The organism is Pokkaliibacter plantistimulans (assembly GCF_003194385.1).
Lineage (GTDB): Bacteria > Pseudomonadota > Gammaproteobacteria > Pseudomonadales > Balneatricaceae > Pokkaliibacter > Pokkaliibacter plantistimulans.
In genome coordinates this window covers 24826-38332 of sequence record NZ_LAPT01000024.1, presented here as the reverse complement: position 1 = coordinate 38332, position 13507 = coordinate 24826, and the positions used below count along the sequence as shown (strand labels likewise).

General features: G+C 55.6%; 7 protein-coding genes. All 7 read right to left on the bottom strand.

The genetic code is table 11. The annotated features are described in order from the left end of the window. Positions 1–36: 36 nt before the first annotated feature. Positions 37–1149, bottom strand: coding sequence for an alanine dehydrogenase (gene ald / locus WH50_RS06315; protein ID WP_110186566.1), 1113 nt, complete (start codon positions 1147–1149; stop codon positions 37–39). Between the two features lie 312 nt (positions 1150–1461). After that, positions 1462–2892 (bottom strand): glutamate synthase subunit beta, encoded by a 1431-nt coding sequence (locus tag WH50_RS06310; RefSeq protein ID WP_110186565.1) that lies wholly within the window; start codon positions 2890–2892, stop codon positions 1462–1464. A 115-nt stretch (positions 2893–3007) separates the two neighbouring features. Further along, positions 3008–7465 (bottom strand): glutamate synthase large subunit, encoded by a 4458-nt coding sequence (gene gltB, locus WH50_RS06305; RefSeq protein WP_110186564.1) that lies wholly within the window; start codon positions 7463–7465, stop codon positions 3008–3010. Between the two features lie 708 nt (positions 7466–8173). Then, positions 8174–9811, bottom strand: coding sequence for an SPOR domain-containing protein (locus WH50_RS06295; RefSeq protein WP_110186562.1), 1638 nt, complete (start codon positions 9809–9811; stop codon positions 8174–8176). A 38-nt stretch (positions 9812–9849) separates the two neighbouring features. Then, positions 9850–10926 (bottom strand): 3-dehydroquinate synthase, encoded by a 1077-nt coding sequence (aroB, locus tag WH50_RS06290; RefSeq protein ID WP_110186561.1) that lies wholly within the window; start codon positions 10924–10926, stop codon positions 9850–9852. A gap of 86 nt (positions 10927–11012) precedes the next feature. Next, the gene (aroK, locus tag WH50_RS06285; protein ID WP_110186560.1) at positions 11013–11543 is read right to left on the bottom strand and encodes a shikimate kinase AroK; all 531 of its coding nucleotides are present in this window, start codon (positions 11541–11543) and stop codon (positions 11013–11015) included. 14 nt (positions 11544–11557) lie between these two features. Next, positions 11558–13486: a type IV pilus secretin PilQ gene (locus WH50_RS06280; RefSeq protein WP_165838331.1), complete on the bottom strand. Its 1929-nt coding sequence runs from the start codon at positions 13484–13486 to the stop codon at positions 11558–11560. Positions 13487–13507 lie beyond the last annotated feature (21 nt).

The window sequence follows — 13507 nt, the reverse complement described above, 5'->3', positions numbered from 1 at the left end:
CTCAGCGTTCAGAGGGCTCCTAGGTTATGGGGGCACTCAGATCACCTCTGCCGCTGGCACATATCCATACCCCAGTGCCCGCGCTACCGCCTGATGCGTCACCTGCCCACGGTGGATATTCAGACCATTGCGGAAGTGCACATCATCCTGCAATGCCTGCCGATAGCCCTTGCTGGCCAGTGCCAGTACATAGGGCAGAGTGGCGTTGGTCAGGGCAAAGGTGGACGTCCGGGCCACACCGCCGGGCATATTGGCCACGCAGTAATGGATCACGCCTTCCTCGACATAAGTGGGTTGCTGATGGGTCGTGGCCCGCGAAGTTTCAAAGCAGCCGCCCTGATCGATCGCCACATCCACCAGTACCGCTCCTTTCTTCATCCTGCCCAGCATGGCGCGGGTGACCAGCTTTGGCGCCGCAGCACCGGGAATCAGCACCGCACCGATCACCAGATCTGCTGCGGTGACTTCCTGCTCCAGCGTTTCTGTGGTCGAGTACAGGGTCTTGAGCGCCGGGCCGTACAGCGCGTCCAGTTCCTTCAGGCGGGTCAGGGAACGATCGAGAATGGTCACATCCGCCCCCAGTCCCAGTGCCATCCGCGCCGCATTGGTGCCGACCACACCGCCGCCGATGACCACCACTTTAGCAGGCGCCACACCGGGCACCCCACCCAGCAACATGCCCAGCCCACCCTGTGCCTTTTCCAGACAGTGGGCCCCGGCCTGTATCGCCATGCGGCCCGCCACCTCACTCATGGGTGCCAGCAGTGGCAGGCCATGATGGCTGTCGGTGACGGTTTCGTAGGCGATAGCGATGGCCTGGGACTCGATCAGCAGCCGGGCCTGCTCGGGATCAGGCGCCAGATGCAGGTAGGTAAACAGCACCTGCCCCGGACTGAGCATGCGGCATTCGATGGGCTGTGGTTCCTTAACCTTGACGATCAGCTCAGCACGGGAAAACACTTCCTGCGCGGTATCGACAATACTGGCACCGGCGGCTTCGTACATTGCATCGGTCAGACCGATAGCGGCGCCGCCGTTATGTTCGATCAGCACCTGATGGCCGGCAGCCACCAGTTCACGCACCCCTGCCGGGGTCATGCCGATACGGTATTCATGGTTTTTGATTTCTTTGGGTATGCCGACAAGCATGGCTGGTCTCCTGGTGATTATTGTTGTTCAGGAGCCCCTATCCGTCATTGCAGACTACTAGGGCTATTGACCAGCCTAGCACCGCCCCATCCAGATTTTTTACCGTAGTTTCGCTCTTTTTCAGCAAATTCAGCTGGCTAATAACCATCGATAGAGGCAGCAAGTTCGAAGTATCGCAACGCCGAAACGTTTCAATCTTGTAATTAGACACTCTGACCACTGAAACAAAACAAAAAACCCTCCGGCCTGAAGGCGGGAGGGTCGTTTGCGTCACACAGGTGTTACCTGCGCGACAGTAGCAGAAACGGGGCGTCAGACTTCGAGGAAGTCCATGATGCCTTCCGCCGCTTTACGGCCTTCGGCAATGGCTGTCACCACCAGATCAGAACCACGCACCATATCGCCACCGGCGAAGATTTTCGGGTTGCTGGTCTGGAAGTAATGCTGGCCAGCGCTGGGGGTTTCAGGTGCAACCACACGACCACGGTTGTCCAGGCCGATGTTGAAGTCATCAAACCAGGCAGCCGGGCTGGGACGGAAACCGAAGGCGATCAGAACGGCATCAGCTTCAAGGATTTCCTCACTGCCGGGCACCACTACCGGGCTGCGACGGCCATGGGCGTCCGGCTCGCCGAGCTCGGTCAGCACCACTTTCACCCCCGTGACGCGACCGTTGTCACCCACCAGTTCCACGGGCTGTACGTTGTACTTGAACTTCACGCCTTCTTCTTTGGCGTTAGCCACTTCACGGCGTGAACCGGGCATATTCTTGGCATCGCGACGATAAGCGCAAGTCACGGTAGATGCGCCCTGGCGGATAGCGGTACGGGTACAGTCCATGGCGGTATCACCACCACCCAGCACCACAACCTTCTTGCCCTTCATATCAATGAAGTCAGCAGCATCCTTCTCGAAGCCCAGGCAGCGGTTCACGTTGGAGATCAGATAAGGCAACGCCTCATAGACGCCACCCAGTTCTTCGCCGGGGAAGCCGCCTTTCATATAGGTGTAGGTACCCATACCGAGGAACACCGCATCATAGCTGTCCATCAACTCCTGGAAGCTGATGTCCTTGCCAATATCGGTGTTCAGACGGAACTCGACGCCCATGGATTCGAAAATCTCACGGCGACGGGACATGACATTCTTTTCCAGCTTGAACTCAGGAATACCGAAGGTCAGCAGGCCGCCGATTTCAGGGTTGCGGTCGAACACCACCGGTTTGACGCCGTTACGCACCAGAATGTCAGCACAGCCCAGACCCGCTGGACCTGCGCCGACGATGGCGACCTTCTTGTCGGTCCAGACCACACGGGACATGTCAGGGCGCCAGCCCATGGCAAAGGCGGTATCGGTTGCGTACTTTTCTACCGAGCCGATAGTCACCGCACCAAAGCCATCATTCAGCGTACAGGCACCTTCACACAGGCGATCCTGTGGGCACACCCGGCCACACACTTCCGGCAGGGAGTTGGTCTGGTGCATCAGCTCAGCCGCTTTCAGCACGTTGCCTTCACTGACCAGTTTCAGCCAGTCGGGAATATGGTTATGAACCGGGCACTTCCATGAGCAGTAGGGGTTACCGCAACTCAGGCAGCGATGAGCCTGAGGCGATGCCTCTTCCGGTTTGAACAGTTCGTAGATTTCTGTGAATTCTTTCTTGCGTTTGCGGGCCAGCTTCTTGTTGGGGTCCTGGCGGCCTACATCGACGAACTGGAAAACGTTATCCAAACGTTCTGCCATGTTACTTTCACCTCATTACTGCGGAACAGGCACACGGGCCAGTCCCTTTTAATCACGTCGATTCTGTACCCTGCGGTGGCCGGAGCACACTCCGGTCACCTACTGACAGGGCGTATTATTCAGGACGGCTGCGGACCTGGGTCAGCAGCTGTCCAAGGCCGGCCGCCTTGGGTTTGACCAGCCAGAAACGTTCGATAAAGGTGTCGAACTCGTCGAGGATATGCTGACCCCAGGCACTCTGGGTTTCCGCTACATACTCTTCCAGTACGCTGCGCAGGTGGCCTCGATACTGTTCCATGCTTTCGTTGGCAATACGGTGAATATCCACCAGCTCATGGTTGTACTTGTCGACGAAACTGCGGTCCTGATCCAGTACATAGGCAAAACCACCGGTCATACCTGCACCGAAGTTGAACCCGGTTTCACCCAGCACCACCACCAGACCACCTGTCATGTATTCACAGCAGTGATCACCGGCACCTTCGATAACGGCATGAGCACCGGAGTTACGCACAGCGAAACGCTCACCAGCGCAACCCGCAGCAAACAGCTTACCGCCAGTCGCACCGTACAGACAGGTGTTACCTACTATGGAGGTTTCCTGCGAAGCGAAGGTGCTTTCCCTGGGCGGACGAATCACCAGCTTGCCGCCGGTCATCCCCTTGCCCACGTAGTCGTTGGCATCACCTTCGAGATACAACTCCTGACCACCGGCGTTCCATACCCCGAAGGACTGGCCAGCCACCCCTTTGAAGTTGAAACGGATGGGCGCAGAGGCCATGCCCTGGTTGCCGTGGTGGCGGGCAATATAACCGGAGGTACGGGCACCCAGTGAACGGTCGCAGTTGGTGGTGACAAAGTCGAACTCACCGCCCAGCTTACCTTCAATGGCCGCTTTGGCCGCTTCCAGCATCTGACTATTCAGCACACCTGCATCAAACGGTTCGTTACGTTCCAGCTGACAGGTATGAGGCTTGTCAGCAGGTACACCACCGTCCGAGAGGATGGGCGACAGATCCAGTGCGGCATGCTTGTCGGTCAGACCGGCATGGGCTTCCAGCAGATCAACACGACCCACCAGCTCTTCCAGTGTGCGCACACCGACCTGGGCCATCCACTCACGGGTTTCCATGGCGACAAAGCGGAAGAAGTGCTTCACCATTTCCACGGTGCCGCGGAAATGCTTGTCACGCAGTGACTGGTTCTGGGTGGCCACACCGGTCGCACAGTTGTTGAGGTGACAGATTTTCAGGTATTTACAGCCCATCGCTACCATCGGCGTGGTACCGAAACCAAAGCTCTCGGCACCCAGCATGGCCGCCTTGACCACGTCCAGACCGGTCTTCAGACCACCGTCTGTCTGTACCCGCACCTTGCCACGCAGGTCGTTGCCACGCAGGGTCTGATGGGTTTCCGCCAGACCCAGTTCCCACGGTGAACCGGCATAGCGAATAGAGGTAATAGGGCTGGCGGCGGTGCCGCCGTCATAACCGGAAATAGTGATCAGATCGGCGTAGGTTTTGGCCACACCGGCAGCGATGGTGCCAACGCCAGGACGCGATACCAGCTTCACGGATACCAGCGCTTCAGGGTTGACCTGCTTGAGATCAAAAATCAGCTGCGCCAGGTCTTCGATAGAGTAGATGTCATGGTGCGGTGGTGGCGAAATCAGCGTCACGCCGGGGACGGAATAGCGCAGGCGTGCGATCAGATCGTTAACCTTACCACCGGGCAACTGGCCACCTTCACCGGGCTTGGCACCCTGAGCCACCTTGATCTGCAGCACTTCAGCATTCACCAGATACTCTGGAGTCACACCAAAACGGCCCGAAGCAATCTGCTTGATTTTGGAGCGGCGAATCGTGCCGTGACGCGCAGGGTCTTCGCCACCCTCACCGGAGTTACTGCGGCAACCCAGTTCGTTCATGGCCTGAGCCAGCGCTTCGTGAGCCTCGGGTGACAACGCCCCGAGGGACATACCGGCAGAGTCAAAACGACGCAGAATGGCTTCGATCGGCTCCACTTCTTCCAGAGGAATCGGGGTGACATCCGCCTTCAGTTTCAGCAGATCACGGATCGTCGCCACGCCACGGCCATTGACCAGACCGGCGTAATCTCGATAAACGCTGTAGTCGCCAGACTCCACAGCCTGTTGCAGGTATTTGACTACATCAGGGTTGAAGGCATGGTATTCGCCTTCGTGGTGATGCTTGAGCAGACCGCCATGAGCAATCGGCTTGCGCAGGGTCCAGGCCACATCGTGCAGCTGCTGGGTTTCCTGCTGGAAGTGTTCAAAGCGCGCACCTTCGATACGGCTCGGCACCCCTTTGAAGCACATTCCCACCACATCGCTACCAACACCCACCGCTTCAAACAGCTGCGCGCCACGATAGGAGGCGATGCTGGAGATACCCATCTTGGACATGATTTTCATCAGGCCCTTGTTGATACCCTTGCGATAGTTGCGGTGACAGTCCACCGGATTGCCCAGCACTGTACCCTGGCTGATCATGTCATTGATCACCCGGTAGCTCAGGTAGGGATACACCGCTGACGCACCAAAGCCAATCAGACAGGCAAAGTGATGGGTATCACGTGCCGTCGCCGTGTCGATGATCAGGTTACAGTCACAACGCAGACCTTTCTCGGTCAGGTAATGATGGACTGCGCCCGTCGCCATCAAGGCATGGATGGGTAGCTTGCCCTTCTCGATATCACGATCCGACAGAATCAGCAGCACAGTGCCTTCGTCACGGACGGTCACTTCGGCGTCTTTGCACAGCTGTTCGACCGCTGCCTGCAACGAGGTCTGGGCAGGATCGTAATGCAGCATCAGCTTCTTCACGCCATAGCCGGGGCGGTCCATGTGCAGCAGCCGAGCAAATTTCTTCGCCGACAGCACCGGCGAGGACAGCTTGATGCGGTTGGCGTGATCAGGCAGCTCAACGAAAACGTTCTTTTCCGGGCCGAGGCAGGTATCCAGTGACATTACCACCGCTTCACGCAGCGGGTCGATGGGAGGGTTGGTTACCTGAGCAAACTGCTGACGGAAGAAGTCATAGAGCACACGGGTCTTAGACGACAGTACCGCCATCGGCGTGTCATCACCCATGGAACCTACGGCTTCCATACCGGTTTCAGCCAGAGGTCGCAGAATCTGGTCACGTTCTTCGAAGGTGACGTGGAACTGCTTCATGTAGGTCTTCAGTTCATCAGCGTCGAAGTCTTCAAAAGCCTGATCGGCATCGGTCAACAGGCCTTCGATACGCAGTGCGTTCTCACGCAGCCATTTGCGATAGGGCTGACGTACTTTCAGTCGGTTGTCGATGTCCTCGGACTCGAGGATCTCTCCTGTGCTGGTGTCCACCGCAACGATACGGCCCGGCCCGACACGGCCTTTGGCCACGACGTCTTCAGGGTTGTAATCGTATACGCCGATCTCGGAGGCACAGCAGAACAGGTCGTTCTTGGTCAGTACCCAGCGCGACGGACGCAGGCCATTACGGTCAAGCATACAGATCGCATGACGACCAGTGTTCAGCACGATCCCCGCAGGACCGTCCCAGGGCTCCATGTGCATGGAGTTGTATTCATAGAAAGCACGCAGATCGGGATCCATAGTCTCCCAGTTCTGCCATGCTGGCGGAATCAGCATGCGTACGGCACGGAAGATATCCATGCCACCGATCATGAGGATTTCCAGCATGTTATCCAGCGTGGAAGAGTCTGAACCGTGGGTGTTGACCACCGGTTCGATCTCGCTGAAGTCAGGAATAGCTTCGCAGGTGAACTTGGATACCCGCGCACGGGCCCAGTTACGGTTACCCTCGATGGTGTTGATTTCACCGTTGTGCGCCATCACACGGAAAGGCTGCGCCAGCGGCCAGCGTGGCAGGGTGTTGGTGGAGAAGCGCTGGTGGAAAGTACAGATGGAGGTTTCCAGTCGCTTATCGCCCAGGTCTTTATAGAACACGGGCAAATCCGCCGGCATCATCAGCCCTTTGTAGGACAGCACGCTGGCAGACATGGAGCAGCAGTAGTAGTCAGGATCCTTGCCCAGCAGCTGGCTGGCGGTCTGACGACGGGCCAGGAACAGACGAATGTTCAGCTCCTGCTCACTACGGCAGTCGGAGTCGACAAATACCTGCTCGATACGGGGCAGACAGGATTGCGCAATAGTACCCAGGCAAGAGGGATCAATAGGTACCTGACGCCAGCCAATCAGACGCAAGCCATGCTTTCTGATGTTGGCATTCATTATGTCGCGAGCAATCTCGGCTTTGGCCGGATCCTGCGAGAGAAACACCATGCCCACGCCATACTGAGCAGACAAGCTGACCCCGAATTGCTCTTTGGCTACTGCACGCAGAAAACCGTCTGGTTTCTGCAACAGCAGACCGCAGCCGTCACCGGTCTTGCCATCGGCTGCAATACCACCACGGTGGGTCATGCAGGCCAAGGCCTCGATGGAACGTTGCAGCACTTCGTGGCTGGGCTTTCCTTTCAGATGAGCCATGAGACCAAAGCCGCAGTTATCTTTAAACTCTGCTGCGTTGTACAAACCTGTCTTCATAAGCCAATCTCACTGAGTATCGTTCTGTATATCAGATATCGTTCTAGTTATTGCGCCCTGAGGATTTCATCGACTGTCTTATTAGCTGACGGTTCTGATGATAGGTGCTGCCTGCGTTGAGATGTGTCTCTCGATTTTTAGCACAGACAATGGGCAAAAGGATAAACATCCTAGCAAGGATTTTTTTGCAGGAGCAAGTGAGAAGACTGAAAAAATTCAGCAAGTTGAATGCCAATTGGCCATTAGTCTAATAAACAAAACAAAATTGCGGTCGCATATATGAAATATTTAACGCCTGTTGAATTAAGCGCGAAATATTTACCTTCGATATCTGCCGGTAACCAACAAAGCATGCCCCAAGCTGACTCACTCTGCACCATGATGACGCCTGTGCTCACCAGCACCACAGTGACGATTAGTGACTTTTATTCACCCGAACGATCAATTCCTTCAGTAAATAATAAAAAGGAATACTGTCGACTCTTACGAGCACTGCTGTAATAACATTCATTTCTGCAATTTCAGCAAAAAGAGCAACTAAAAAAGAGCAACTATTAGTCTATTTATCACTCTACAAGAACTATTCTTCGGAATACGGATAGAACAAATAAACCAGTTAAAGGATGCCCAAAAAACCTGGTTGCACCAAACCGCTATCCATATATAGCAATAGCAAAAAAGGTTGCCAGAAGAGCAACCTTTTTTGCTTTATTTGATTTCCTGCTGCACTCCGCGAATAGAGCGGGGCCAGGGCTTTTGCTTCTGCAGACTAGCCGGTAAACGGTTGGCAGCGGTCTGAGCAGCATCCCGCGAGGCATACTCACCGTATACGACAACATACCAGGGCTGCCCTTTGTATTCTGTCTGGAAGTAGGAGAACTCATTCGCTCCGCCATTCTGACGAATAAAATCAATAGCCCCTTGCTCACTGCGAGACCCCAACATTTGCAGGGTATAGCCCCCGGGATTCCATCCCTTGACCATGGCATCCCGGCGATAGGCGCTGCCACCTGACGCAGGTTTGGCCGCTACGGTCGGAGTCGCCTGACGTACAGGCTGTTCAACCTTCGGAGGAGCCGCGACCACGGGCTTGCTAGGCTGTACTGGCTTGGCAACCTGAGCTGGTTGTACAGGTGTGCTTTGTACCTGCGCAGGTGCAACGGGAACCGGAATCTGATCAACAGCGCTATCAGGCGGAGGCATTGTGTCATCCTGACCATTGTTGATACCCAACTTCGCTTCCTGCAATGCCAGTCGCTCAGAAAGACTCAGTGGAGATTCAGGGGTGGGGGGCGCAGCAGGCGCTGGCGCCACGGTAGCCGCACCCGCCTGCGTCGGCTCAGCGGTCGTCGTTGCAGGTGCGATACCGCTGGGCAAGGGAATTTGCACCTGCTGGTTCAAGGCGACCTGCTGCTCGTCAGCACTCTTGCCATCGCTCAGCAGAAAAGCCCCACCTATGGTCAGCACCAGAATAGTTACAGCAGCAATATGCATCCATGGCAATTGCAGCCGGCTCAAGGAGCTGACTGCTGCGGCAGCGGGGTTGACGGTAGCACGGCTGCGACCCGAAGCCTGAGCGGCGGCACCGCCCAGCTCCATCAGCATGGCCTGCGCAATACGGTTAATCTGTGCGGGGTTGCCACCTGACAGCTGGTGAATACGACTGTAGTTCGCCATGGTGAAAGGCACCTCACCATGCAAACCCGCCAGCTCCATACGGTGACGAATATAGGCCTCGGTCTCATCCAGATTCAGGGCATCCAGTGCTGCATGATGGCTTCGACCCGCAAGTACCGACTGCAAACGTGGGCTACCCAGCCGACCAAGCATGTCTGGTTGACCGAGCAGGATAATATGAGGGCTGGCAGCCGGGTCAGGCGTCTGCATCAAGCGGGTGAACAATACGTCGAGTGCTGCATCGGTCAACAGCTCAGCATCATCGATCAGAATCAGCATCATGCGATTCAGCTCACGCAGCATCAGTGCATGCTGTTGCAACGCCTGAACCTGCGCCTCGAAATGTACTTCACCATCGAGATCGACCCGCGCCGCCTGAACCAGACTGGTCACCATCTGCGCAGGTCCGGTCTCATGCTGCAAGCGCAACACAACCGGGCGCATCACTGGATCGCTGCCGGGCAGTAACTGATTGAGGAAAGTGCTTTTACCGATGCCGTGCGCACCGGACACCACCAGCACAAACTGGCTGTAGCGACTAAGATGACTGAGTTTATCCAGTAACTGACTGCGTTGATCAGTCAGAAAAGCATCCTCGGGCATGATCTCATCCACAAAGGGATTGTATCTCAGCCCAAAGCGATGCAGCACGTCCGTTTGATGGCTCATATCGTTTGCCCCGTATACGCTTGCATGTAGCGCCTGACTTACGCCGACTCAGCCAGGGTAGCGCTCAAAGCCTCCACCGGATAATCGCCAGTGATTACAGCCTCTCCCAATGCTTTTAACAAAATCAGCCGCAGCTGGCCATGCATAACCTTTTTATCCACCGCCATGCGGCGCATAAAGTCGTCTTCATTCATATCCACAGGTGCCTTGACCGGCAATCCGGCAGCCAGTAAGACTTGTTCGGTGCGGGTCAGATCAGCAGCACTGATCCAGCCCAATTTAGCTGACATGCGTGCGGCCATCATAGTTCCCGCTGCCACAGCCTCACCATGCAGCCACGCACCATAACCCTGATGAGCTTCGATGGCGTGGCCAAAGGTGTGTCCCAGATTAAGCAGGGCACGCACCCCACCTTCCCGTTCATCCTGTGCCACTACATCAGCTTTGATCTCGCAGGAGCGATGAATGGCGTAAGCCAACGCGGCGGTATCTCGCTGCAACAGTGCAGGCATATTGTCTTCCAGCCACTGCAGGAAGGGAGCATCAATGATCAGGCCGTATTTGATCACCTCAGCAAGGCCCGCAGAGAGCTCACGCTCAGGTAACGTATCCAGAGTAGTCAGATCGGCCAACACCGCGCGCGGCTGGTGAAAAGCACCGATCATATTTTTACCCAGAGGATGATTGACGCCCGTCTTGCCGCCAACAGAAGAATCTACCTGCGATAGCAACGTGGTAGGAATCTGGATAAAGTCGACACCGCGCTGGTAGCTGGCTGCAGCGAAGCCAGTCATGTCACCTACTACACCTCCGCCAAGTGCGATCAGCGTCGTGGTGCGGTTATGCCCTTTCTCCAGCAGCACATCGAAAATCTTGTTGACGTACTCGAGTGTCTTGTAGCCTTCACCGTCCGGCAGAATAACCTCATCGACCTGTTTGCCTGCGAGCTGTGCCTTGACCCGATCCAGATAGAGCGGCGCGATTGTGGCGTTGGTGACGATCAGCACCTGGTGACTGCGGATGTAGGGCAACCACAGCTCCGCCTGTTCGATCACATTCCGACCCACAAAAATCGGATAACTACGCTCTTCCAAAGCGACACTCAGGGTCAACATAGACTTACCGTTACTCTATCGGGGCCCGCAAAGCCAGACACACTGCACCTTGCAGACCAGTAGGTTGATCAGCTACACGACAGCCATCAGTCACACCAATGGGCAGCCTTCAGCTTTCTGACAATCTCGTTCACAACTGCGCGTGGACTGCGCTTGTCCGTATTGATGATGAGAGAGGCCACTTCCCGGTACAACGGATCGCGCAAGGCGAACAGTCGAGAAAGCACAGCGGATGGGTCTTCAGTCTGCAACAGCGGGCGGTTTTTATCCTTGGCAGTACGTTCCAGTTGCTGGGCCACCGTAGTATGCAGATAAACCACAAAGCCCCGCTGTTTCAATACATTACGGTTGCTGTCTCGAATCACTGCACCACCACCGGTAGCCAGCACCATGCCAGGACGCTGTACCAGATCCTCAATGACCTGTTCCTCACGACGACGGAACCCTTCCTCCCCCTCAACATCAAAGATCCAGGGAATGTTGGCACCGGCACGCTCTTCAATTTCCCGGTCGGAGTCAACGAACTCCAGCGATAGTGTCTGAGATAACAAACGGCCGATGGTGGTTTTACCCGCCCCCATCGGCCCTACAAGCACAAGATTTTTCTGCGGGTGCATAGGACGCCCGATGATTAAGGAATATTTACGTCTGAGACCAGTTTAGGCGTGATGAATATTAACAACTCCGCTTTGTCTTCGCTATTGACGGTTTTCCGGAACAGACGTCCGATGTAGGGAATATCGCCGAAGAACGGTGTCTTGATGACGCTGTTCTCGGTGTTGACCTCAAACACCCCCCCCAGCACCAGCGTTTCGCCGTTGTTGACCAGCACCTGAGTCTGCAGGTGGTTGGTGTCGATGGCGAAGTTACCATCACTCAGTGTTTCCCCCTTGGAATCCTTGCTGATATCGAGGTCCATGATCAGACGATTATCCGGGGTAATCTGTGGTGTTACCGCCATCGACAGCACCGCTTTCTTGAACTCGATACTCACCTCATCATTCTGTACGGTCTGATAAGGAATTTCGGTCCCTGACTCGATCAGCGCTTTCTTGCCGTCGGTGGTGATCAGTTTGGGCTGCGATACGATTTCGATCTTGCTGTCACTTTGGTACGCCGACAGTTCCAGCGACAGCAGGTTGGAGCCATTGTAGAAACCCAGTGCCAGCGAAGTCGCACTGTCAACGTCATCCAGGCCCATATCTACCGCCAGTGCACCAGGAAACTCAACATCATCATCGTTACCTGCCAGCTGATTGGCACGCTGTACGATCGTATTTGTCGAACCACCAAGGATCAGGCTGTTGCTGCCGCTGGTCTTCGTACTGGTTCCCCCCCAGGCCACACCCAGCTGCTTACTGAAACCGTCTTTGGCAATGACTACTCGCGCTTCAATCTGCACCTGCCGCACGGGTCGATCCAGTTTGGCAACTATCTCACGAATTTTGTTCAGGCGATCCGAGGTTTCCTGTACCAGCAAGATGTTGGTGCGTGGATCAGCAGTTACGCTACCGCGCGCCGACAGGAAGCGGCTCTTGTTGCTGTCCGTCCCTTCGGTTTCCAGTACTTTGACCAGATCAGACGCCTTGGCATAGTTGATCTGAATATAGTCGATCTCCAGAGGTGCCAGATCTTCCAGCTGCTTCTTCTGCTCCAGATCCTGACGCTCATAATCTGCCAGCTCTGCAGCAGGCCCAATCAGCCAGATATCTCCCTGTTCACGCTTGGACAGCTTGCGTGAACGCAGCACCATATCCAGCGCCTCATCCCAACGCACCTTCTGGAAGTTGACGCTGATTTCGCCTTGCACACCATCACTGATCAGGACGTTCTTGTTCTGAGATTCGGCAATCAACTGCAGTACGCGCCTTACATCAACGTTCTGCAAGGTCAGACTAATGCGTTCACCATCGTAGGTTGCCACTTTGCGCTGTAAAGGTTCTTTGGGGCGCGCTTCAACAACCAGCTCCAGACCATCCTGATAGGTTATAAACTCAAGACGTTTACCTTTCACCGGGTGAATAGCGATCACACCACGCGAAGGCGATACACGGCGCGCATCAATGGCACTGACCGTCGTACCATAATCAGCCACGTCATAATGCTTCTGCCACACCTCCGGCAACACATCACCGTCCAGCTCAACGCGAATGTCCGCGCCCTCTTCCTGGACGCTGACATGCACATTGGGATCAGGCAGCATGATTCGCAGCTTGCCTTCACCACTGTCCCCGCGCTCAAAAACCAGCCCGGCATTATCATCATTACTGGCATCAGGTAATGCCGTAGCATCCGTTTCCGCCTCAGCAGGCACCACTTCGATGGTGTTGCCATTGATACGGGTTTGCATCGCTGAGGCTTCGCGCAGTTCAACATTCACTTTCAGACTGCCACTATCGTTGTCAACAGTGATATCGCGTAATGCCGGGTTGAGATTCCGCCAGCTGGTCTGCCCCGTCCCATTGCTTGCCTGATCCACCGTCAGGCGGGTCAGAGGTGGATCCTCACTCCGTGTCACCCGCACCCGCCCTGGCTTACTGTCAAAATCCAGACTGATCATCAGGGGCTTTCCTGCTGGAGA